Below are 24318 nucleotides of genomic sequence, written 5' to 3'. Positions count from 1 at the left end.
CTTAAAAGATATGGAGGAAGAAATATGAATATTGTAGGAGCGAGAGTTGATGAACGCTTGGTTCATGGTCAGGTGGCAAACTTGTGGACACCTCAGTTGCAAGTAGAACGAATTATTGTTCTTGATGAAAAGGCAGCTAAGGATGACATCCAAAAAAGCGGTTTGAGAATGGCTACACCTATGTCTACTAAGCTAAGTGTTTTACCAACCGAAATTGCTGCTGATCATCTTAAGAAAGATCGCTATAGAAAACAGAGGGTGTTTTTGGTAGCTAAGAAACCAGATAAGTTTCTTGACCTACTCAATATGGGTATCAAGCTTGATACAATCAATGTTGGTAATATGTCTAAGCAAGATGATACTACTGAATTGACTAAGCAAGTTAATATCAATGAGCATGAAGCCGATGTTTTCAGAGAGATTTCTGGCAAAGGCGTTAACTTAATTGCCCAATTAAATCCTAGTGTTGAGTCACGGGATTTAATGAAATTGATTAATGAAAAGATGAAGTAGGAGGAGAAAAATGGCTTGGTGGCAAATATTACTGCTTACTTTGTATGCAGGATTAGAAATTTTAGATGAGTTGCAAATTTATTCATCATTAAACACACCAGTTGGTGCTGGATTGATCGCCGGTCTGATTATGGGAGATCTGCCTACCGGTTTGTTTATCGGTGCATCAATGCAGTTGACAGTTTTAGGTATCGGTACTTTTGGTGGTGCTTCAAGAATTGACGCTACTACCGGTACAGTTTTAGCTACAGCATTTTCAACTAGTATTAAAGGTATGAGTCCTCAAACAGCTATTTCTTCAATTGCTGTTCCAGTTGCTGCTATTATGATTGAATTGGACGTTTTGGCAAGATTCGCCAATACTTACTTTTCACACAGAATTGATCATTTGATTGATCAAGACAAGATTAACTATAAGGCTGTTGAAAGAAATGTTTTATACGGTGCAATTCCGTGGTCACTTTCACGTGCAGTTCCTGTCTTTATCGCATTGGCCTTTGGTCAGGGATTAGTACAACAGATCGCAAATGCTTTAAATGGAGATCTGTTATGGCTGGGTAATGGTTTGACTGTTGCTGGTGCCACATTGCCAGCCGTCGGTTTTGCGGTTTTATTGCGGTACTTACCAGTTAAGAGACATGCAGCATATTTGATCTTGGGCTTTACAATTACGACATTGTTCTCAGTTCTCTTTAGTGGTATGCAAGCTTTGGGTACAGGCTTATCAGCTGTTAACAAAGGCTTTACTACTATTTTCAATGGCTTGCCAATGCTTGCAATTGCAATGCTGGGATTAGCTCTTGCAATTTTGCATTACAAGAATATTCCAATAAATAAAGGTACTGCGCAAGCACAAAGTACTGAAAGTCAAAGTAATAGTGCAAGTTCAAGCTCTGATGACGATGAAGGAGAGATTACTGATGACGAACTCTAAACCTAAATATAAATTAACTGAACAAGACTTCAATCAAATTAACCGTAGATCTTTGTTTGGTTTCCAGTTAGGCTGGAACTATGAAAGAATGCAGAATAGTGGCTATTTATACACTATTTTGCCGCAATTGAGAAAAATTTATGGCGATGATACTCCTGAGTTAAAGGAAATGATGAAGACTCACATGCAGTTCTTTAACACCTCTAACTTCTTTAATACAATCATTACCGGTCTTGATCTTGCCGTAGAGGAAAATGAAGGTATTGAAGGAAAAGACACTGTTACTGGTATTAAAGTTGGATTGATGGGCTCATTTGCCGCAATCGGTGACTCTATCTTTGCTTCTTTGATTCCAACTATTTTTGGTGCTTTAGCTGCTTCAATGGCAACACAAGGAAACCCAGTTGGTGTTATCATTTGGGTTATTGCCTGCCTTTTGATTTGTGTCTTCCGGTGGAAGCAACTTCATTTTGCTTATGATAAAGGTGTTTCTCTTGTTACTGACATGAGAGACCGTTTAAACGCTTTAACTGATTCCGCTACTGTTTTGGGCGTATTCATGGTTGGTGCCCTTGTTGCCACTATGGTTAACATTAAGTTTGCCTGGGCACCTCAAATTGGTAAAGTTACCATGAATGTTCAAAATAATTTGGACATGATTCTTCCTAAGTTGTTACCAGCAGCTGTCGTAGGCTTTGTTTACTGGCTTCTTGGTAAGAAAGGTATGACTTCAACCAAAGCAATCTTTATTGTTTTAATACTTTGTATTGTTTTAGGTGGCCTTGGAGTTATCGCTAAGATATAATTAGATATAGTAATTGCTTTAAGTAAATCTAGATAGTATAAGTATTAAATGGAAAGATAAAGTATGGCAGAAAAGGAATTAATTTTAATTAGTCATGGTAAAATGGCAGAAGGTGTAAAAGCCAGTGCTGAATTAATTATGGGCGAGCAAGAGCATGTACATACGGTATGTTTGCTTCCATCTGAAGGTCCTGATGATTTTAAGAAAAAATTTGAAGAGCAGATTTCAGGAATGAATATCGACGATGTTACTGTTTTTGCTGATTTAATGGGCGGAACTCCCGCAAATGTAGTTAGTCGTCTAATTATGGGTGGTCAAAAAATTCACTTGATCTCGGGAATGAATTTACCACTGGTAATTGAATGGCTCAATAGTCAAATGAGCGGTACAGAATCCGACTATGTGACAGCTGGGAAAGCTGGTATAGTTGATGTCACTGAAATGTTGGCTAAAATGAAAAAATAGCATTTAAATAAACAAAAAATAGCGTCTAGTCTAAACAAAGAGACTAGGCGCTTTTTTGGCTTTTATTAAATTTAAAACAGTATTTGAATAGTTTCAAGTGGTGCTAGAGGCTCATCAATGATAGCGATACCATTTTCAACATTAATCTGAATTTTTGTCTTCTTAACTGAATTACCAACTTTTCTCACTATTGTTGCATCATTACTTACAAGAGGTGCTGCTAAATGCCATTTTATTTGCTGGTAACCATCTAATGTAAAGTTGGCAAACCAAACTTTTTGACCATTGCTTTCAACAGAGAGCTTAACATTAGGCATCCCCACTAAGTAGTCTACAGGCTTAATACTGTCAAGCATTTGCTGGAGCAGCCCTTGCTTATATGTGGTAAATTGGGAATCCCAACCGTGACGTTGATCCTGATCCATGGGTAAAACAATGATATGCTGATCAATAACTGTCATAACGTTACCTAGTTTTTCATCAATTGAGTTATATGCAAAAGACCACACTTTTACATCGCTATTTGGCTGATATTCTATTTTCAAATAATTACCAGTATGTTGCAACATTGTTATTCGTGGATTTTTGACGCCTTCAACAATGTGTCCATCAGCCTGTTCAAAGGATTGATAATTTGTGCGAACTGGGTGCCACTCAGCATTCTCAACGTGTAACAAGTTACCCAGATTTCGGTCAAGCAAAACCTGCACGCTCTCGCCATCAAGCAAAACAAAATTATTTTTAAGTAATGCTATAATTTGGTCATTTGTTAAATTACGTAAAAGTTGCCCAGAAATAGCTATTATTTCGTTTTCTAATGAAGTTTTTTGACCAAAAGGTAAAATACTTGTAGCAAAACTAAAAGCACCTAGTAGGCTAGCCCAGTTTTTTTCATGGGGCAAAAGTTCTTCCACATTTTTGCCGGCAGTAGTTTGCAAGTGATAACTGGAATCTTGATCGACTAGAACCTTAATCCCTCTTAAATGATCTAGCGGGAGGCGATTTTCTAATAGCTGATTAACAAATGGTTTGATTTCAGCAAGCATTTCGGCGTAATGCCAGCTTTCATTGATACCATTACCCATCATGTCGAATAGGTTGAGTAGAATTCCCTGACTTCCGATTAAAGCAGCAGTGATAATTTGAAAGGCAGTAAATGCATTTGATTTGACTAAAGGTGAATACATATAACTTTCTAATTCAGGATAAAGTTCAGCATTTTCTCCTAAAAAAGCAGCGGTAATACGAGTATACTCTTCAAAATTTCTACCATATGCTAGTGGCGCAACTTCATTGTATGCAGGTAGGTGGGGCCGAGCAACCTTTGGATGGCCTTCTCCAGCTTGGGCTTTAAACAATTTATCCCAATCACGGCCTTCAAGAGCATGCCAGTCAGGGTATGAAGTCATCTGTGCCAGATCTGTTTCGGGACTGATTTCATGAACAGCTTGTTCAATTAGATGTTCATTTTCAATCATTTCTTGACGTGCTTGATCCAGGTAAATTTGGCGCTCCTTAGTGGGTTTGCCGGGTTGCAACATCTTGTTAACAAATTCAGCACGTGTTTCTTTTTTGCCCAATTTTTCATTATATAGTTGCATATGATAATCGCAGAAACACATCAATTTTAAAGGAGTGTGATTATAGTGGCGAAAATCGTCTTCTAACCATAATCGACGGGGATGTATGCTGGCATATTGGGCATAAGTAGCGGCTAAATATTTGCGCCATATAGGATCAGCAGGACAAGCCATATCCTTAGCCTTATTACCATCAATGTCAACAAAAGTATTGAAACCAATCTCAGGATTAACTTGATACCCCCGATCGGAGTGCATAATAGTTGTCCACGGGTTTAAGCTAGTAGTTACACCTATATCTGATAATTTCTTTTGTAAAGGTTTAATGGCGTCCAGCCAGACTTGCGTTTCAGCTTTGGTTAAGTGACTGTGGTTTAATTCTTCGCCATTTATGAAAAAAGCAACATCATCAATTTGGCCTTTTTTAACAAATTCGATTAATTTTTCGTCTTTTGCTGGAGTATTTTTTCTAGGATCCAGCATATATCTTAATGTATAAATAAATGTCATATTATTGTTCCTATATAAAAATAACTATATATCTTGTCTTAATTCTAGCATAATTTAATGCTGTATACCTTGATATTTAAAGAGAAAGATAAATAAGTGGTTGGACAATAATTTTGTATATAGCTATTTATCCTCACCCTGATTTAGCATATAATCAATCCTATCAAACGTTTCTAATTAAGATTAATTTTCTTTTATATTAAGGAGGAGAGCACTATTAATAAAAATGACACCAACCAGGTAACCAATTTTAGTAAATTGAAATTGCAAGCTATCACTGAAGTGACTAAGCAATCAGGTTATTTTGAAATTGACTATCAAAACGGGCTGACAGCTCGTCTTTATATCTTGAATTCAACAACATTCAGATTATATATTGATCCAACTCAAAAGTTTCAAGAACCAGAACAATCTGAAGCTGGATTACATGCTCAAATTTTTGTGAAAAATATTTACGATTCTTGCGGCATGGATGGTGCAAGAATAGGTGCGACCAATACCGGCTGGCAAATTGATACGGGCATAATTGAAATTAATTTAAACAGAAATTCAGCTACTTTAAGCGTTACTAAAAACGGTAAGACGATTTTTCAAGAAGCCAAGTCAGTTGAATTGACAGATTCATTAACAGTTCAAACCCTAGTTGATTGCAATAGTAATTACTTTGGTGGGGGTACGCAAAACGGGCGTTTCACACTAGCAGGAGAAAAAATTGAAATTGTTAATACCAATAATTGGGTTGATCAAGGTGTAGCATCTCCTAATCCTTTTTACTGGTCAACCGCTGGCTATGGCGTGATCCGCAATACTTTTAAACCAGGACATTACGATTTTGACAGTACTTCTAATAATGAAATTACTACTGCACATGAAGAAAAACGCTTCGATGCTGTCTATTTCTTTGCGGATTCAGCATATGAATTGATTAAGGTTTATCATCAGTTAACTGGCCGGCCGGCTTTGACACCAGTTTTTGGTTTCTATGAAGCTCATTTAAATGCTTATAACCGGGATTATTGGGTAGAAGTAAATCCTGAAGAAAAGGCTGCTATTAAGTATCCGGATGGTAAGTATTACAGGGAATATCAACCAAAAGATTTACCTGCAGAATTAAAATCAAAGTCAATTAGGGAAACTCTGAACGGTGAACATGGCGGGGTTTCTTATCAATTCAGTGCTCGGTCAATGCTTGAACAGTACCTCGAGCATGATATGCCTATAGGCTGGTTCCTGCCTAATGATGGTTATGGTGCTGGTTATGGACAAACGGATACTTTAGCAGGAAATCTTGAAAATTTGGCGGAATTTGTCCAATACGCTAATAGCAAAGGCGTGCAGGTAGGATTATGGACGCAGCAAAATCTTGCACCCGTCGATCCAGAAAACCCTAAACCGGATGATCGTGATTTTGAAAAAGAGCTGGTTGCTGGTGTCACCGCACTTAAGACTGATGAAGCGTGGGTAGGTCATGGTTATTCATTTGGGTTAAATGCCACCCAAAGTACAGCTAAAATGATTGCTAAAATTAAAGGTGATCAGTTGCGACCGTTTATTATTACAGTTGATGGTTGGGCAGGAACGCAAAATACTAGCACAGTTTGGACTGGAGATGAAGTTGGTGGCGAATGGGAGTATATTCGCTTCCAAATACCGACTTATATCGGTGAAGGATTATCTGGCCAACCTAACGTTGCCTCAGATATGGATGGTATTTTTGGTGGTCACAATCCGATTGTTAATACTAGAGATTATCAATGGAAGGCCTTTACACCAATTCAGCTGAATATGGATGGCTGGGGTAAAAATCCCAAGAATCCGTTTGTATTTGGCGACATCACAACCAAACTGAACCGTGCCTATTTAAAGCAAAAAACAATGTTAATGCCGTATATTTATAGTATTGCAGCTGAGGCAACCTTTAATAGTAAGCCAATGGTACGTGCCATGTTTCTGGAGTACCCAAATGTTCCAGAATTTTATACTAATTTGGTCAGGTACCAATATTTATGGGGAGACAATTTCTTAGTTGCTCCAATTTATCAAAACACTGCCAGCGATGAAAAGGGGAATGATGTCAGAAACGAAATCTATTTGCCCGATAAAAAACAAATCTGGACTGATTACTTCACTGGTCAAGAATATCAAGGTGGACAAGTAATTAATAATTTTGCTGCCCCATTATGGAAATTACCGGTATTTGTTAAAGCAGGAGCTATTATACCTGTAGCACCAGCAACTAATACTCCGGATGAATACCTGAAACTAAAAAAGCAGCGGCAATTTGTGATTTATCCTCGTGGCACTGGCAATTTTAATATCTATGAAGATGATGGGTTTTCTGCCCAATATAAGCAAGGTAAATATGTCCAAACTGAAATTACCAGTAGTTTGCGGGATTCTGATTTAACTATTAAAATTAATAAAGCTCAAGGTACTTATACAAATTTTGAACCTGATAAATCTACTGAATTAAGCATTAAAACTAATAAAGCACCAGGGACAATCGAAGTTTTAATCGGTAATAAAGAAGTTCATTTAACTGCAGCAGAAAATTTAGCAGATTTTCAGAAGCATGATAACTGTTACTATTTCGACCCGCATTATCTGACAAATCCATATTTAGCAGAATTTGGTTCAAATTTGGAGCAAACATTTTTAAGGATAAAGCTGCAACAGACGGATGTGTGTCAAAATGAAATCACTGTTAAAGTTGCAGGTATTGCTACGACATCAGTACCGGTTAATGAACTGCCGATAAATAATGATGCTCTAATAGTTCCGGCTAATTTAACACAAAATGTTCAAGAAACTACTTCAGATTCCATTATGGTATCTTGGCAACCAATATCTGGTTGTGACAGTTATCAGCTAAAAATTGACGGCTTGTTATATTCTAATATTAAAAAAACTGATTTTACGTTAAATAACCTGAAACCTGAAACGACACATACTTTTCAAGTTAGAGAAATCCAAAAAATGACAGCTTCTTCTTGGGGAACAAAAATTATTTGTAAGACCAAGAAAGCTGTTAACTCTGCCAAGAAATAATTTGGTATTTACAGTAAACTTTTTCTGAATTATTTGTAATTGTGAAAAATTTTACTAAAACTTCTGCTTTTCTTTAAAAGGCTAAACTATCAGTATATAATAATAATTGTGCGATTAAAGATAATGTTAAAGGAGATATATAATGAAAACAATTTCTGCAGCAGTTGCCAAACATATGGAAAACTTGTCAACTACTGATGGTGTAATCAGTGCTTTGGCAATTGACCAACGTGGTTCTTTGAAAAAGATGTTAGCTGATGCAGCCAATAAACCTGCTGATGAAACAACTATCGTTGATTTTAAAAAAGCAATATCTAGTGAGTTGACCCCGTATGCTTCATCTATTTTGACAGATCCAGAGTATGGCTTGCCGGCAACCAAAGTTAGAGATAAGAATTGTGGATTATTACTTTCTTATGAAAAAACCGGCTATGATACCACCGAACCTGGAAGAATGCCTGATTTAATTGCTAATCAGTCCGGATTAAGAATTAAAAATGAAGGCGGAGACGCCATTAAGTTTTTAGTTTATTATGATCCTGATGAGGGCCAAGAAATTAATGATAAAAAGCAAGCTTTTGTTGAAAGAGTTGGTGCAGAAGCTAAGGCCAATGAATTACCATTATTTTTGGAAGTTTTGACATATGATGCTAACATTCCTGATGCTAAGAGCGAAGAATTTGCCAAAGTTAAAGCTGACAAAGTTTTGAAGACAATGAAAGAATTTTCAAAGCCTGAATATGGTGTAACTGTTCTTAAAGTTGAAATTCCGTTTAACATTAAATTCGTCGAAGGCTTTAACGGTGACAACAATGTTGTTTATACTCAAGAAGAAACCAAGAATTTGCTTAAAAAGCAATCTGAAATAACCGACTTGCCTTATATTTTCTTATCAGCCGGTGTAACTAGTGAAGAATTTATCGCTGAAATTAAAATGGCTGAAGCAGCTGGAGCTGACTTTAATGGTGTTCTTTGTGGTCGTGCTACTTGGAAGCCAGCCATTAAACCGTTCGCTGCTGAAAGCGAAGAAGCAGGTAGAAAATGGCTAGCTACTCATGGTAAAGAGAATATCGAAAACTTAAATGAAGCTCTTAAAGGAGCAAAATCCTGGCGTGATAAGCTGGAAGTTGCTGAATAACTGAATTAGCTAAATAAAAAAGCTTTCTATATAAATTTTGATATGACCCCCAAAATTAGGACAAATTTGGGGGTCACATCATTTAAAGTATAGGAAGCTTTTTATTTGCTCTTATAAAAATCACATCTAACCGAATAAGCGTCACAAAAGATGCGCGTCATTATTTGCAGTGGCAGACGAGATCTAACTTCATACTCGGGAAAGTAATTAGTTTTTGATTTGTAGCCAATGAAAGTTAAAGTTGTAAAAGGCAAAATACTGCCGGACGAATTAGTGGTAAATGTCAAGATAGGAACATCATTTTTATTTAAAGCTTTGGCTGCAGTTACTAATTCCTCAGTTTCTCCATTCAAAGTAATAAAAATTGCTAGCGAATCCTTTTTAATCTTGCTGGCAATTGTTTTAATAATATTTGGATCTGAGTGGAATTCACAGTATTTTCCGGTTAATTGTAATTTGACCATCATTTCGTGAGCAATTGACTCAGACAAACCACGAGCAAAAATAAAAACCATCTTAGCTTGTTTAGTGAGCGAAATACTGTCTTCAATTGTGCTATAATTCAAATTGTGCAGCGTATTGTTCATTTCAATTTCGTTTTTAGTAATGACGCTTCTGATCTTGTCATCAGCGTCATTTAAAACACTGAAAGTAGAATTTGAATTGCTTTTTAATTTTAGTGCTTCGCGGTAAGAGGTGTAACCACTATATCCCATCTTTTGCATAGTGCGCACAATTGTAGCAGTTGACACGTTGGCAAATTGACTTAGCTTTACTATTGACATTTTGGCAATCTTTTGGGGATTATTTTCGACTATATTCCAAAGATGCAATTCTGCCGCTGAAAGTTCTTTTGTTGACATTTAAGTGCTCCTTTTGTAAATATTTTTCTATTAATTAAAGTAAACGCTATCAATTCAGAAAAACTTTACACATATTTGTCTTTATAATAATACAAAAGGCAAAAAAAGGGAGAGAAATCTTTGATTTATACAGTAACGTTGAATCCAGCGATTGATTTAGTAATTGTCACTAAAAAGCTGGAACCAAAGGTAGTTAATAGAACTGAAAAATTTGAATTACAACCTAATGGTAAAGGAGTCAATGTTTCATTTATCTTAAAGAAGTTGGGTATAGATAGTGTGGCCACAGGAATTGGTGGTGGCTTTACACTAGATTATGTCATTTCTGGTTTAACAGAAAAGGGTATTAAAACTAATTTCTTAAAGGTAAAAGAGCCTACTAGAGTTAATGTCTTTACGAATGTTTTAGACGAAGGTACAGAATACAAACAAGTTAATCCTGGACCGGTAGTAAGTTCAGATAAGCAAGATCAATTTTTGGATTATCTTGAAAGCACAGTAACTAAGGATGATATGGTAGTTGTTTCCGGCAGTTTTTCTCGGGGTATAAAACCAAACTTTTTAGTCCAACTAGCTCAGTTAGTCCAAAAACAGGGGGCTAAATTTGTGATTGACAGTAGTTACCTAGAAGTAATTGATACTTTAAAATATCGACCGTTTCTACTTAAACCTAATGATAGCGAACTTGCTGCCTTCTTCAATTATGAGGGTGAGATGACCGCCGCAAAAACAGTAAAATTATCTCAAAAATTAATTGAATTGGGTTGCCAAAATGTTCTAGTTTCTCTAGGTGCTGATGGTGCTGCTTTTATTAATAAACATCATGTTCTATTTGCGAATGCTCCGAAAATACAAGTGGTTAATTCAGCTTGTGCCGGGGATACAATGCTTGGTACTTTTATTGCCTTTTTGGAAAAGGAAAAACCAGTTGGTGAAGCTCTTAGAATGGCTGTTGCAGCTGGTAGTGATACTGCTAGTCGCACAGGACTGACAGATTTTTCTTTAGGTAAATTATTACCGCAAATTTCAGTGGAAGAAAGGATGAAATAAAGTGGCTAATTATGATTTAGTGGGTGCTACTGGTTGTGCAACCGGTGTCGCTCATACATTTATGGCAGAAGAGGCCTTAGAAAAAGCAGCTGAAAAGCTTGGTTATACTATCAAAATTGAAACACATGGTCAAACTGGCATCGAAAATAATCTGACTAGTACGGAAATTGCAGATGCTCAAGCAGTGATAGTTGCTTCTGACATTGATGTTGGCTTAGAGCGCTTCGCAGGAAAGCGCCTGGTTGTAGTTCCCGTTGCCAGAGGTGTAAAAGAACCGGATGCTTTAATCAAAAAAGCACTAGCAGCTCCTATTTATAAAGAGGGACAAGCCGCTAAGGATTCAAATAATGATAGTGTAGGGAATCAAAAACTAGGTAATAAAATTTATACCTCTTTGATGAATGGTGTCTCTCATATGTTGCCGTTTGTCGTTGCCGGTGGTGTGCTAATGGCCATCTCCTTCTTCTGGGGAATTGATTCGGCAAATCCTAAGAGCAGTGAATACAATCAATTTGCTGCGATGCTGAATACAATAGGCAGTACTACTATGAACTTGATGGCTCCAGTTTTAGGAGCTTATATTGCTGAAGCTTTGGCTCAACGGACTGGTTTTGTGGTTGGTTTAGCCGTTGGCTTCATCACTTTTAATGGTGGTGGTGGTTTTTTAGGAGCAATAGTTGGTGGCTACTTAGCAGCAATTATAGTTTTTGGCTTACAAAAATTGTTTCAACCATTGCCTGATGATAAATTCAGGGGCTTGAAATCGATCTTTCTTTTTCCTGTTCTCGGGGTTTTAATAACCGGCTCAATTATGTACCTGTTGAATACTCCAATTGAAGCTCTTAACGTTGGTTTAATGTCATGGCTAAAAGGATTTGAAAATACTAATCCTGTATTATTGGGTATCATAATTGGTATTATGTGTGCGGCAGACTTTGGTGGACCAATTAATAAAGCGGCATATGTTACGGGAACCGTGCTGTTGGCACAAGGAAACTATTACTTTATGGCTGGTGTTTCTGCGGCTTGTATAGCTCCACCGCTAGCTACAGGCTTTGCCGTCTTAATGAATCGCAAAGCATATTCAAAGAGTGAAAGAACTGCTGGGTATGTAAACTTTTTACTGGGATCAACTCATATTACTGAAGGCGCGATTCCTTTTGCAGCTAAACACCCATTATGGAATATTCCGGCCTTTATGGTTGGATCTGCAGTAGCATCAGTTTTAACTTACATAACGAAAATTAGTGTGCCTGCTCCTCACGGTGGATTTATTGTTTTACCATTAGTTAATAAACCTTTCTTATGGGTATTGTGGATTCTCATTGGAGCTGCTATTTCGGGTGCGTTATTAGCATTAATTGCCGGTAGATTTAATAAAAAAGATAAACTAGCTGTAGAAGCAGAAACTACTGTCGCACCTAGCGTTGCCAATGTAACTAATCATAATACTGAAACTAAGACAGAAGCATTTGAGCCGAGTGATATTCTTGAATTAAGGAACATTCAGGTTGGTGTTGATGTTACTAGTCGTAATGATGTGCTCAAATATCTGGCGGATTTTGCCGTCAAAAATAAATTGGCTAATGATAGTGATGCGGTTTACGATAGCTATCTTAAACGTGAAAAAGAAGGCTCAACTGGTATGACTGATGGCTTTGCAATTCCCCATGCTCAGTCAGCAACAATTACCAAGTCTTCAATGATAGTCTTAAAACTCAAAGAGCCAATTGATTGGCAATCTTTAGATGGTAAGAAAATTGATATAGTTATTTCTTTTTTAATACCAGAAACTGATAGTAGTGCTCATCTGCAATACTTGTCAAATACTGCTAAATTGTTGACTCATGAAGACTTCATTGCAAGCCTTAAAAAGGCTAACACTCCTAAAGAAATTCAAGCTTTGTTTGAAAATAATTATTAATATACTAAAAAACACAAGACTAAAAATCTTGTGTTTTTTATTTACAGTTATAATTGCGCTATCTTACAAATGTGTTTGCTGCTGAGATAGATTTGATAATGTTATACCGCCAAAATTTTACTAATGAAAATCTTCTAAGACTAACAAATTCAATTTTATCTTGCTTAGACAATTTAGCCATAAAATATTTCTCAGACTTTGGGGCAGTTAATATCTACTTTCTATTCGTATTAACTTTTAATCTTCAATCTTTTTAGCTTCATTCAATGCCTTCATAATTGAAGGATTTTTTGAATGACAATCCTCAAGCATCTGCAAATCTTTTTCTTCTAATTTAACTTCATATTTACTCATTTTTCTTTTCCTTTCAACTGAATATTAAATTAACTATATCACTTTTGCAACAAAAATATTCAAAGCTGGCTATTGTTTTTCATTTATGTTGCAGAAATAATCTATACTCGCTTAAATTTAAGTGCACAAACGCATGTTCTTGCTACTTACAACTTTGCATTTTACCTTGCTATTATGGCTGTTTGTCAAATTAAATAACAGTTAACTTTGTGTTACAACTATGACATTTTTTATAAAAATAGTAACTAATTCTTAAAGGTTAAGTGATATTCCTGTTATCGTTCTGCAATTTTACCGTTGTAGTATATATAACATCAAATTGATTATTAGTTTACTATTTTTGATTTGAAAAACATATTATGGATTTTTATTTAAGGAGAGAATTTTTTTGAAGGTAAAATCTATTTTAGTTAAATCAGCAGCAGTAGCAGCATTATCTGCTTCTGGAGTTGCAGTTATAGGCAGCGTTGCAACCAGCGACGTTCAAGCAGCTACCGTTGAAAATGATGCAGCAGTTGTAACTGTTAACTATGTTGATGGTAATTCAATTCATGTTTGGAACAGTTATAAACACCCTAAGGCTACTGGTCAAATTTTACCAAGTAATTCTTCTTGGAAAGTCATTAAGACTGCTTATGACAAAAAGGGTCATAAGTGGTACGACTTAGGCAAGAACCAATGGGTTAAGGCCAAATACGTCAATAAAGGCTATCATCCGGCAAATGAATCTCAAAATACAGCGGTAACCAGCAGCCAGACTGAAAACAGTACTGTTGCAAATAACACTGAGTCTACATACGCTACTAATATTAATTACACTACTGCTTCAAGTGACTCAGAAGCAGGGGCAAAGGCGTGGATTGCTAGTCGTGAATCTGGTGGCTCATACAGTGCGCAAAATGGTCAGTACATAGGTAAATACCAACTTTCTGCCGCATATCTTAACGGTGACTATTCAGCCGCTAATCAAGAGCGTGTTGCTAACAACTATGTTGCTGGCCGCTATGGCTCATGGGCAGCAGCTAAACAATTCTGGCTTGCTAATGGTTGGTACTAATTAGTTAATCAGAAGTTAAAACAGAATATTTATAAAAGTAAGCAGACACTAGTAGAAAATACTAGTATCTGCTTTTTTGATGTGAAAATTAATGGTTAACTGCATAAGTAAACCTATCGCTGCGGATAATTTCTTGAGTAATATGTAGCGGAACATTATGATCATCATAAACTAAATCTTTAATCCGCATTAATGGTGTTTTTTCGTCAACATTTAGTAAGAAGGATTCTTCTCTATTAGCGAATGCAATTTTAAAAGTCTTCTTTCCTTTTCCAGGATTAATGTGAAATTTCTTTTGTAAAATCTTGTACAGCGGCATATCAAGATCTTCATTTTTAATAGCACTATATTTAGGAGCTAGCCAAATCCATTCAAGACAGAAAGGAATATCGTCGATATACCTCAAACGTTTAATTTCAATTATTTGTTGTTGGGCATTAGTTTGCAGAAATGTATTTTGCTCATCATTACCTGTAATAGTCTTGATACTAATTAAACGATTGGAGATTTTTTTACCCGTTTTTGCAGCACTGTCTGTCAGGCTAGAAAACTTTTGATTTTGAGTTTCAATTTCGTTTCTTTTGTCGGACACAAAAGTCCCTTTGCCAGGAAGCTTAATTAAATAATTCTCATCACTTAATACCTTAAGAGCTTTTCGAACAGTGGTACGACTGACAGAAAACTCTTTTTGCAGCTCCATTTCAGAAGGTATTTTTTTGCCTATTTGATATTTATTTTCTGCAATTCTGTTTTTTACGATCTTTGCCAGGTCAATATATAATGGCATATGATTTTCTGATTTTTTTAACATGTTTTTTTCTTTCTTGAATATTATTATTTGTATTATATCAAAAGCTGATTGATTAAGCACCAGTATCTTTTTATACCAAATGGAGATACTGGTATTTTTAAATATCCACTTTACTTTGTCAATGAAGCGCTTTATAATTTATAAATTAAGATACATGTATCATTTTTAAATACAGGAGATAAAAATGAAAATACAAGATGAAGTTAAACAGATTGTCAAAAAAGCTGCTAACAAAATGGAAGATGAAGGAGGTATTAAACAAGTAATTTGGATAGGCGCCGGTGGTTCGTTTGGTGGCTTTTATGGTGCTAAATATTTTTTACATCAAGAGTCAAAAACGCTATTTTCCAGTATGTATACTAGTGGGGAATTCGTTTATGCTCCGCCAAAGAATTTAGACCATAATTCATTAGTAGTTTTATGTTCTATGAGAGGAACCAGTGAAACGATTGATTCTGCAAAAGTTGCTAAAGAACATGGTGCAACCACAATTGCTCTGTATATTGATGAATCCGACTTGGTAAAAGTTTGTGATTTTAAAATAAAATATGAAAGTTTAGCTTTAGATAAAAGCAGGCTTGAACGTGTAAATGGCAGTATTGGATTGTGCATAGCAATGAATTTGCTTCAAGAAGTTGAAGGCTACGATGATTTTGAAACAGCGATGAAGACTTTTGATTTACTTGATCCTGTTTATCGTAAAGCAGTTGATTACACCACTCCTTTGGCAAAAGAATGGGCAGAGCAAAATAAAGATCAAAAAACTATTTATGTTATTGCCAGTGGTCCAGCATATGGTGCAGCTTACGTTTTCTCAATTTGCAATATAGAAGAAATGCTGCAATTGAATTCACCTACCATTCATAGTTATGAATATTTTAATGGTCCTTTTGAAGTTACAGATAAAAGTAAGTCAATTTTTCAGCTATTGGCCACAGGAAAAACAAGACCTGAAGATGAGCGTGCTCTTAAATTTGAACAAAGGTTTGGCGGCAAAAAATTATATGTATTAGACGGTAAGGAAATAGCTTTAGATGATATTAAGCCTGAAGTTTCTCCATATTTTAATCACCCCATTTTTTCATCTATTCTGAATAATGTTTATATGAGGGAACTTTCTTATGCTACCCACGAAAGCTATGAAACTCGTAGGTATATGTGGAAAGAAGATTATAAGTAATTATTTCAGACGCAAAATGATTTTAGGAACTTGAAACTTTGTGTCATTATTTTTTAATGAAAAATTTAACGAAATCGCTTTAAACAAATAATTTTTAAAATAAAATTTAATTATTTTTGAAGAAAGCCTTTACGCGATCTTGTTTTTATATTATTATATCAAGTATACATGCTAATACATCTTATAATATGCTAGTGAGTGTTTGGATTAGGGGTGAAGTTTAGTGAAAATAATTTTAGTTAGCCATGGCAAGCTTGCCAAGGGAATGAAAAATACTGTTGAAATGATCGCCGGCAATCAGGATAATCTCGAAGCGTATGAAGCCTATAAAAATGGTACGAGTGATGATAGCTTTATTGGTGATATTAAAAATTCGCTTGATAAGGTTGGTGATGAGAGAGCAGTAATCATTACTGATGTTTTAGGTGGCTCAGTTAATAATGAGATGACCCAGCTGTTAAAAGATCATCAAAATTTGACTGTGTTAACAGGCATGAATCTGCCTTTGGTTATAACTTTAATTACTACAGCAGATTCCGGCCTAACCCAAGAGAGTATAGAAGAGGCTATTAACGAAGGACAGAAAGGAGTTTTGTCGATAAATAAGTTAATGACTGAAGATGACGATGAAGGAGATTTATTATGATAAAAGTAATTAGAGTTGATCACCGATTGTTGCACGGACAAGTCATTTTTTCATGGACCAAATTTGCGGATATCGAAAGAGTAATTGTAATTGATACAGCTACAGCAAATGATGATTTTAAGAAAATGTCCTTGAAACTGGCTAAGCCAGAAGATGTCCGTCTAAACGTTTTTAGCGTCGATAAAGCAATTAGTAAAATTGACCAGATAAAGGCGCTAAAAGATAATATTATGTTGCTTTATGAAAACGTAGCGGAATTGAGTAAATTTATTGCTGCATATGGATCTGTAGCTGAAATTAATTATGGCTTAATTCCTTCTAAACCAGATGCAAAACGCTTTAGTAATGCTATTTATTTAACTCCAGAAGAAGTTAAACTTACTAAAGAAATGTGTGACAAGGGTATCAAGATCACCATGCAACAAGTTCCTTCAGCTAATAAAGAACTTTTAAATAATATTATTTAGAAAAGGAGGTAAAAAATGTTTTGGAAAGCATTAGTGGTCGGCTTGGTCGGTGTATTCGCCATGTTCGACTCAAGACTGCTTGGGCGTGAAAACTTTGAACAGCCATTAATAGTGAGTACACTTGTTGGCTTAGTACTAGGAGATGTTTCGAAGGGATTGCTGGTTGGTGCGACACTAGAGCTGGTTTCAATGGGAATAGTTCAAGTAGGTGCTGCCGTTCCCCCAGATATGGTTTTGGGATCAGTCGTAGCTTCAGCTTTTGCTATTTTGTCACATACCAGTGCACAAGCTGCGTTAACTGTAGCTTTGCCAGTAGCCGTTTTGGGGCAACTGGTAGCCATAGTTATCAGAATGCTGTTTTCATCTTTTAATCAGTTAGTTGAAAATGCAATTGATGCCGGCAAATTCAGAAAAGCGCGAAGCTACCACATAGTATATGGACCAATTATTTATGGTTTGTTATATTTTGTTCCAGTATTTTTGGCAATTTTCTTAGGTACAAACGTTGTTACCAGTTTTGTTAAGATGATTCCAGATTGGCTAACTAACGGTTTAACTTTGGCAAGTAAGATTTTACCAGCATATGGGTTTGCACTTTTGATGTCAACTATGATTGATAAAAAGAATGCAGTTTATTTGTTCCTAGGATTCTTTATTGCCGCATACGGTAAGATGACAGTTATTAGTGTAGCTATTTTTGCAGTTATTTTTGCTATTATTCTTAACAAATTTATGACTAATAACGGCAATAATAGTTCTGGATCAAATTCATCAAGTAGTGACGACCTAGATGATTTGGAAGAATTATAGGAGGAAATTATGACTGAACAAAAGCATACAGAAAAACAGCTACGTCATAGATTTTGGCAATTCTTCTGGAGATCTTGGGCTATTCAGACTTCTTGGAATTATGAAAGTCAAATGAACATGGGTTTCATGTATGGTATGGCACCAACAATAGATGAAATTTATGGCGAGAAGCCAGATACACCTGAAAAACTCCAGAAGAAAAAAGAGGCATACCATCGTCATATGGCCTTCTTCAACTGTACTCCACAGTTAACCTCGTTTGTTTTAGGTTTATCTTCAGCAATGGAAGAAGAATATGCAGCCAATCCAGATACCTTCGATCCTGATTCAATTAATGGGGTGAAAACCTCGTTAATGGGGCCTTTATCAGGTATTGGTGATTCCTTCTTCCAAGGGACAATTAAAATTATTGCCTTTGGGCTGGGAATCAACATGGCTCAACAAGGAAACATATTTGGGCCAATTTTGGCAATGATTATTTCCATCATCCCTTCAGTTATTGTTACTTATTGGGGCGGTAAATGGGGTTATCTGCAAGGTAAAAAGAATATTCAGCGTCTTATTAGTAACGGTACCATTAACAGAATCATGTCTTTGATGAACGTAATCGGGCTAATGGTTATTGGAGCAATGGTAGCAACGATGATTGGGATAACGACACCAATTAAATTTGGTAAAACTTTTGTTTTACAAAAGACATTAGATTCAATTTTCCCACAGATGTTATCTCTAGCATTCACCTTAGGTATGTTTTACCTAATCAAAAAGAAGGTTAACACTGCTTGGATTATGGTCATCTGTATTTTTGGCGGTATCCTACTTAGCGTATTAGGCATTTTTAATTAGTTGTTAGTAAATTTTTATAATAAATAAGGAGATTATATAAATTATGGATTTTGAAAAAGTTAAATCTATTGTAAGTGATATTAAGGAAAAACAACCTGATATTGATCGTGTAATGTTTGTTGGCTGTGGTGCTTCAATGGCCGACCTGTATCCAGGTTATTACTTCGTTTCGCATGAAAGTACTAAACTGCTTTCCTCAATTCATACTGCAAATGAATTTAACTATGATACGCCAAAGGGAGTGGGAGAACATACTATTGTAATAACTGCTTCTCTTGGCGGTACAACTCCTGAATCAGTAGCTGCAACTAAAAAGGCTAGAGAATTGAGTACTCACTTGATTACTTTATCAATGGCAGATGATTCACCTATTATTAAAGAAACAGAATATAAAGTTATTCATGGTTTCCACGAAAATTATGCTGCTAAAACTGAAAAAATGTCATATTGCTTAGCCTTTGCTATTGAAATTGTTAAGCAGTTTGAGGGTTATCAGTTTTATGATGAAGCTGTTGCAGCTTTTAACGGCATGCCTGATTTAATTAAAAATGCAGTAAAATCAGTTGGGCCTTCCGCAAAAGAATTTGGTGAAAAGTACAAAGATGAAAAGAAAATTTTTGTACTAAGCAGTGGTGCATCACTTGGTGTCGCATATTCAACAGCATCATTTTTGTTTATGGAAATGCAATGGATTGCTGCTCCAACAGTTCATTCCGGTGAATATTTCCATGGCCCGTTTGAACTTACCGAAAAGGATGCGCCGTATCTATTGTTCATGAATGATGGTAGTACTCGTCATCTTGATGCCCGTGCTTTGACATTCTTACAAAGATTTGATGCACAGGTAACAAATATTGATGCTAAGGATTACGGTCTTAACGAAGTTGCTAGTGAAAATGTAATTGATTACTTTAACCCAATGATTCATACTGGTGTAATGCGTGTTTATGCTGAAGAGCTTGCTAAGGCTAGAAAGCATCCGTTAACCAAGCGTCGTTATATGTGGAAACTTACTTATTAATAGAAAAGAGTTTTAAAAGGATTCTATGAAAGTAGAATCCTTTTATATTAAATAGTCATACTAAAATTTAACATAAATTAGGAGTTCAAAATATGGATAGCAATATAGTAAACAAAGTTGTTAAAGATGCCTTAAATCATAATCAAGGAAAAATAAATACTATTTATTTTACAGCTTGTGGTGGTTCGTTAGTTGATTTATATGTTTCAAAATATTTTCTGGAAGCGGAAGCAAAGAAAGTAACTACAGGTTGGTATACTGCAAACGAATTTGTACATGTAACTCCGGCAAAATTAGATAAAGATTCGATCGCGTTCGTTTGCTCGCACAGTGGTAACACACCCGAAACAGTCGAAGCAGCCAAGGTTGCACAAGAGCATGGAGCTTTTACTATTGGCTTAACATTTAATAAACAGGCAGATTTACTTACTTATTCTGACGCTAAAATAATTTATGAGTGGGGTAACGAAGCTGAAGTAGTTAATAATCCGATGGCGATAACGCTGCACGCCACTGCAAAATTATTACATGGAATTGAAGACTATCCTTATGTCGATCAATTTGAGGATGGCTTTAAGAAAATAGATACAGTTGTTGCTAATGCCATTGAACAGGTTCAACCACGGACAAAAGCTTTTGCGCAAAAGTATAAAGATGAAAAAATGTTTTACGTATTGGGTAGTGGCCCTTCTTTTGGTCATGCATATGGTTTTGCTATCTGTTCTTTGATGGAAATGCAATGGTTAAATGCTTCAGCAATTCATTCTGGAGAATACTTCCATGGTCCATTTGAAGTCACAGATAAGAACACCCCTTATATTCTAATTAAGAGTTTAGGGAGAACTCGAGCTCTTGATGAAAGAGCACAAACTTTCTTAGAGAAATATGCAGAAAAAATAGAAATTGTTGACGCTAAGAAACTTGGCTTGGACATGATAGATGACAAGGTTTCGGAGTACTTTAATCCAATTTTGTTCTATACTATTCTTTGTGAATATAGATCAAAATTAGCTGATGTACATAATCATTCATTGGATGTTAGAAGGTACATGGGCAAAGTTAAATATTAAGGATAGTGATGACATTTGGCAGCAACAGGTTCTTTATATTCTCAAGTAATGGAAAAAATTAAGCAAAAAATTATTACAGGTGAGTATCCAACAAATAGTAAATTGCCAAACGAATTTGAATTAAGTAAGCAATTTAATGTTAGTCGCGTAACATTACGCAAAGCTATTGCAGGCCTGGCTGAAGATGGCTTAATTGAAAAAATTCATGGTGTAGGTACATTTGTCCGCAAACCACGCAAGGTAAAAAGAATTATTAGTTCTGCTTCAGCTGAAAGCTTTTCACAAACAGCTGCTAACGCTGGGTTTAAAGCTAATGCAAAAGTAATTAAAATTAAAAAGGTTGAAACACCTGATAATTTGAAAACTACTTTGAAAACCAAAGATGCTCTCTATGTTGAACGGGTATATGCAGTTGAAGATGAACCTGTAATGCTTGAATGTAATTATTTTCCTTTACCACGATTTACTGGATTGGAGAAAGCTGATCTAAGTAAATCTCTATACCAAATTTTACGCAGGCAATATCATATTAAAGAATTAAAGTCACGTGATATGGTTATTAGTGTTGCTTTAGCTAGTCTCAGCGAAGCTAGAGTCTTAAAAAAATCTGTTGGCTTTCCTTTGTTGTTATTACAAGTGTGTGTTGAAGATGAAAATAATAATATAGTACACGCCGGGAAACACTACATAATTTCCGACAGGTATGAATTTCACGTATGAGGAAAGAAAAAGTGATTAATTTTTTTAGAGTAGATCACCGCTTACTTCATGGTCAAGTAGCACAAGCATGGTACGGAGCTACTGGAGCTAATTGTATTTTAATTGCAAATGATGAAGTTGCTGGTGATCAATTAAGAAAAAACGTAATGAAGCTTGCTAAGCCGGCAGGTGCAAAATTAGTGATTCAATCAATTGCTAAAAGTGCAAACTCTATTAACAGCGGGGTTACAGATAAATATCAGGTATTTGTAGTCGTCGCTAGTATTCATGATGCTTATCGGCTATTGAAGAAATTAACAATCAAGATTAAAGAATTAAATTTAGGTGGTACAAGTCCGTCTGCTGAAGCAGAATCATTGTCTGCTGCTGTTGGCGTTACGCCACAAGATAGAAAAGATTTACGGGAGCTACAAGAAAAAGGAACGGAAATATTCATTCAACAGGTTCCTTCAGAAGCAAAAAAAGTCGTAAATTTTAGAAAGGAATAGTGCTCATGTTTTTAAAAACAATTTTAATTGGATTAGTCGCACTATTTGGCTATGGTGAGTACTTTCTGACTGGACGTGGTATGGTGGCTAGGCCTATCGTCATGGGCCCTTTAACCGGGCTAGTATTAGGAGATTTATCTACCGGTATTAAAATAGGTGCGGCTTTAGAATTAGCTTATATTGGAGTAGTGGAAGTTGGAGCATCTGTGCCGCAGGATATGGTCTCCGCTGGAGTTTTAGGGACTGTTTTTGCTATTTCAACTGGGAAAGGCACTTCGGCGGCATTGGCTTTTGGTTTGCCTCTTTCCATGTTAGTTTTATTAGTGCAAAACTTTGCTTATGTTGCCGTTTGTCCTTGGTACGTCCAAAAATGTGATGACTATGCCAAAGCTGGGGAGCCAGACAAATTAAGTAGAATGTCATTTTGGGGTGGAACCATAATTAATTTTGTTCCCTCAGTAATATTAATTATGTTAGCCTTCTATTTTGGTAATAGTTTTTCAAAAGAAATAATTGCTGCTATTCCACAGTTCGTTCAAGATGGGTTAGTCGTTGTCAGTGGTATTTTACCGGCTTTTGGTTTTGCAATGTTACTTGAACAAATATTGCGCAAAGAAATAATTCCTTTCTTCGTTATTGGCTTTTTGTTAACAACTTATCTTAAAGTACCAATAATTGGTGTTGCTTTGTTTGGCGCATCAGTCATTGCAATCATGTATTTTTACGAGAAAAAATATCAACCCAATATGGCCAACAGTCAGTTAGGAGATGATGATAATGTCGATGAGTTCTAATATTAAAATGAATAAAGTCCTACATAAGACGTTTTGGCGGACTTTTACCATGGGTGCCTCTTGGGAATACACCAGACAAATGGGTACGGGATATTGTTACGCAATGGTACCTGCTCTAAAGTCAATTTATCAAGGTGATAAAAGGCAAATGGAAATTGCTTTAGAAAGGCATATGCAATTTTTTAACATTACCAACATTTTTGCCCCTCTTGTTTTAGGGACTTCGATAGCAATGGAGGAGAAGAATGCTTCTTCAGCTGATTTTTCACCCGACTTAATTAATAACATTAAAATAAGTCTGATGGGGCCTCTGTCTGCGATTGGTGACTCACTGTTTCTATCTACTTGGAGAATTATTTGTACAGGACTTGCAATTTCACTGTGTCAGGCTGGAAATATTCTGGGACCTATTATATTTTTACTTGCTTACAATATTCCGGCTACATTAATTCGCTATTTTGGTTTGAAGATTGGTTATAAACAGGGATCAAGTTTTTTAAATAAACTGAGTGATACCAATATTATTCAAAATATTTCAGATAAAGCTTCGATTTTAGGAATGTTTGTAATTGGTTCTATGATCCCCAGTCTTGTTGTTGTAAATACACCTCTTAAAATAGGTATTGGTAAGAATGCCCAGTCTTTAACAAGCATATTAAATACTATTATGCCTAACATGTTGCCATTATTAGCCACTATTATCATTTTTGCTATGTTGAAAAAGAAAGTAAAGGTGGTATGGATTCTAGTATCAATTGTAGCATTTAGTATTTTAGGAACCTGGCTTCATTTCTTGTCAATATAATAAATATTACAGACTATTTCTTAATTGAAAAAATAAGGTAAATTGTAAAATGAAGTTGAACACTTGCCCTGATTAAAAAATAAAAAAAGTCCATTGGACTTCTCTGATAGAATGTAATTAACCCAATCAATTCTAGAAAGAAGTTTCCAATGAACTCCCTTAATTCTACCATATCTACTCACCAAAAGGGCCAACATCTTGCTTTGCAAGACCGCGTAATTATCCAAGTTTTACGCAGCCAAGGCCAGTCCCTGCGTCAAATTGCCCGTGCCCTCAACTGTTCGCCCACTACAGTCAAGTACGAGCTTGAACGCGGCCAGATTTCTTTGTATCACGGCAAACGGTACCGCTACGATGCCCAGGCAGCGCAAAGACGCTACCAGATAAGCCGCTTAAACTGCGGCCGTAAGCAAGCTTTT

The 24318-nt window shown here is 35.9% G+C and carries 24 protein-coding genes; 21 read left to right on the top strand and 3 right to left on the bottom strand.

Annotated elements, in window-relative coordinates:
- The first annotated feature begins 24 nt into the window (after window positions 1-24).
- The 4 genes from Q0K80_RS03415 to Q0K80_RS03400 all read left to right on the top strand — a co-directional run bounded on the left by Q0K80_RS03415 (window position 25) and on the right by Q0K80_RS03400 (window position 2717).
- Window positions 25-513: a PTS sugar transporter subunit IIB gene (locus tag Q0K80_RS03415; RefSeq protein WP_187157373.1), complete on the top strand. Its 489-nt coding sequence runs from the start codon at window positions 25-27 to the stop codon at window positions 511-513.
- 10 nt (window positions 514-523) lie between these two features.
- On the top strand, window positions 524-1447 hold the full coding sequence (locus tag Q0K80_RS03410) for a PTS sugar transporter subunit IIC (RefSeq protein ID WP_034980636.1): 924 nt from the start codon (window positions 524-526) through the stop codon (window positions 1445-1447).
- Entirely contained in the window at window positions 1434-2252 is an 819-nt protein-coding gene (locus Q0K80_RS03405) for a PTS system mannose/fructose/sorbose family transporter subunit IID (RefSeq protein ID WP_110445658.1), read from the top strand. Before Q0K80_RS03410 ends, Q0K80_RS03405 begins: the two co-directional genes overlap by 14 nt.
- Window positions 2253-2315: 63 nt before the next feature.
- The gene (locus Q0K80_RS03400) at window positions 2316-2717 is read left to right on the top strand and encodes a PTS sugar transporter subunit IIA (protein ID WP_294603170.1); all 402 of its coding nucleotides are present in this window, start codon (window positions 2316-2318) and stop codon (window positions 2715-2717) included.
- A gap of 71 nt (window positions 2718-2788) precedes the next feature.
- Here Q0K80_RS03400 and Q0K80_RS03395 read toward each other — a convergent pair whose 3' ends face one another.
- On the bottom strand, window positions 2789-4807 hold the full coding sequence (locus Q0K80_RS03395) for a hypothetical protein (protein WP_294603167.1): 2019 nt from the start codon (window positions 4805-4807) through the stop codon (window positions 2789-2791).
- Between the two features lie 282 nt (window positions 4808-5089).
- Between Q0K80_RS03395 and Q0K80_RS03390 the strand changes: the two genes are divergently transcribed.
- Both Q0K80_RS03390 and Q0K80_RS03385 read left to right on the top strand, forming a co-directional pair.
- Window positions 5090-7855, top strand: coding sequence for a TIM-barrel domain-containing protein (locus Q0K80_RS03390; RefSeq protein WP_294603164.1), 2766 nt, complete (start codon window positions 5090-5092; stop codon window positions 7853-7855).
- Between the two features lie 142 nt (window positions 7856-7997).
- Entirely contained in the window at window positions 7998-8993 is a 996-nt protein-coding gene (locus tag Q0K80_RS03385) for a tagatose 1,6-diphosphate aldolase (protein WP_294603161.1), read from the top strand.
- A gap of 101 nt (window positions 8994-9094) precedes the next feature.
- On the opposite strand, the gene Q0K80_RS03380 is transcribed toward Q0K80_RS03385, so the two are convergent.
- Window positions 9095-9856 (bottom strand): MurR/RpiR family transcriptional regulator, encoded by a 762-nt coding sequence (locus Q0K80_RS03380; RefSeq protein ID WP_294603156.1) that lies wholly within the window; start codon window positions 9854-9856, stop codon window positions 9095-9097.
- Window positions 9857-9976: 120 nt separating this feature from the next.
- Between Q0K80_RS03380 and pfkB the strand changes: the two genes are divergently transcribed.
- The 3 genes from pfkB (at window position 9977) to Q0K80_RS03365 (ending at window position 14241) form a co-directional block, all read left to right on the top strand.
- Window positions 9977-10906: a 1-phosphofructokinase gene (gene pfkB / locus Q0K80_RS03375; RefSeq protein WP_294603153.1), complete on the top strand. Its 930-nt coding sequence runs from the start codon at window positions 9977-9979 to the stop codon at window positions 10904-10906.
- A gap of 1 nt (window position 10907) precedes the next feature.
- The gene (locus tag Q0K80_RS03370) at window positions 10908-12830 is read left to right on the top strand and encodes a fructose-specific PTS transporter subunit EIIC (RefSeq protein WP_294603150.1); all 1923 of its coding nucleotides are present in this window, start codon (window positions 10908-10910) and stop codon (window positions 12828-12830) included.
- 742 nt (window positions 12831-13572) lie between these two features.
- Window positions 13573-14241: a hypothetical protein gene (locus Q0K80_RS03365; RefSeq protein ID WP_294603147.1), complete on the top strand. Its 669-nt coding sequence runs from the start codon at window positions 13573-13575 to the stop codon at window positions 14239-14241.
- An 88-nt stretch (window positions 14242-14329) separates the two neighbouring features.
- Here Q0K80_RS03365 and Q0K80_RS03360 read toward each other — a convergent pair whose 3' ends face one another.
- Window positions 14330-15052, bottom strand: coding sequence for a GntR family transcriptional regulator (locus Q0K80_RS03360; RefSeq protein WP_294603145.1), 723 nt, complete (start codon window positions 15050-15052; stop codon window positions 14330-14332).
- A 184-nt stretch (window positions 15053-15236) separates the two neighbouring features.
- Here Q0K80_RS03360 and Q0K80_RS03355 point away from each other — a divergent pair, with 184 nt between their 5' ends.
- The 12 genes from Q0K80_RS03355 to Q0K80_RS03300 all read left to right on the top strand — a co-directional run.
- A complete protein-coding gene (locus Q0K80_RS03355; protein ID WP_294603142.1) occupies window positions 15237-16232 on the top strand; it encodes an SIS domain-containing protein in 996 nt (331 codons plus the stop codon).
- A 223-nt stretch (window positions 16233-16455) separates the two neighbouring features.
- Window positions 16456-16878, top strand: coding sequence for a hypothetical protein (locus Q0K80_RS03350; protein ID WP_294603140.1), 423 nt, complete (start codon window positions 16456-16458; stop codon window positions 16876-16878).
- Window positions 16875-17345, top strand: a complete 471-nt coding sequence (locus Q0K80_RS03345; protein WP_294603137.1) for a PTS sugar transporter subunit IIB — start codon at window positions 16875-16877, stop codon at window positions 17343-17345. The genes Q0K80_RS03350 and Q0K80_RS03345 overlap by 4 nt, the downstream gene beginning before the upstream one ends.
- A gap of 15 nt (window positions 17346-17360) precedes the next feature.
- Window positions 17361-18155: a PTS sugar transporter subunit IIC gene (locus Q0K80_RS03340; protein WP_294603135.1), complete on the top strand. Its 795-nt coding sequence runs from the start codon at window positions 17361-17363 to the stop codon at window positions 18153-18155.
- Window positions 18156-18164: 9 nt separating this feature from the next.
- On the top strand, window positions 18165-19001 hold the full coding sequence (locus tag Q0K80_RS03335) for a PTS system mannose/fructose/sorbose family transporter subunit IID (RefSeq protein ID WP_294603132.1): 837 nt from the start codon (window positions 18165-18167) through the stop codon (window positions 18999-19001).
- A 43-nt stretch (window positions 19002-19044) separates the two neighbouring features.
- A complete protein-coding gene (locus tag Q0K80_RS03330) occupies window positions 19045-20022 on the top strand; it encodes an SIS domain-containing protein (protein WP_294603130.1) in 978 nt (325 codons plus the stop codon).
- Window positions 20023-20114: 92 nt separating this feature from the next.
- Window positions 20115-21092, top strand: a complete 978-nt coding sequence (locus Q0K80_RS03325) for an SIS domain-containing protein (RefSeq protein ID WP_294603127.1) — start codon at window positions 20115-20117, stop codon at window positions 21090-21092.
- Between the two features lie 15 nt (window positions 21093-21107).
- Entirely contained in the window at window positions 21108-21812 is a 705-nt protein-coding gene (locus tag Q0K80_RS03320; RefSeq protein WP_294603125.1) for a GntR family transcriptional regulator, read from the top strand.
- Between the two features lie 11 nt (window positions 21813-21823).
- A complete protein-coding gene (locus tag Q0K80_RS03315) occupies window positions 21824-22300 on the top strand; it encodes a PTS sugar transporter subunit IIB (protein ID WP_294603122.1) in 477 nt (158 codons plus the stop codon).
- Between the two features lie 5 nt (window positions 22301-22305).
- Window positions 22306-23094 carry a PTS sugar transporter subunit IIC gene (locus tag Q0K80_RS03310; protein ID WP_294603119.1) on the top strand — a complete coding sequence of 263 codons (789 nt, stop codon included), beginning with the start codon at window positions 22306-22308 and terminating at the stop codon, window positions 23092-23094.
- A complete protein-coding gene (locus Q0K80_RS03305; RefSeq protein ID WP_294603117.1) occupies window positions 23078-23899 on the top strand; it encodes a PTS system mannose/fructose/sorbose family transporter subunit IID in 822 nt (273 codons plus the stop codon). The genes Q0K80_RS03310 and Q0K80_RS03305 overlap by 17 nt, the downstream gene beginning before the upstream one ends.
- A 149-nt stretch (window positions 23900-24048) precedes the next feature.
- The coding region (locus tag Q0K80_RS03300) for a helix-turn-helix domain-containing protein (protein ID WP_294603115.1) at window positions 24049-24318 on the top strand (270 nt) is incomplete at its 3' end.

Origin of the sequence: uncultured Lactobacillus sp., from assembly GCF_945290125.1 — a bacterium.
Taxonomy (GTDB): domain Bacteria; phylum Bacillota; class Bacilli; order Lactobacillales; family Lactobacillaceae; genus Lactobacillus; species Lactobacillus rizhaonensis.
The sequence above is the reverse complement of the archived record's forward strand: the minus strand, read 5'-3'. Positions and strand labels throughout refer to the sequence as shown.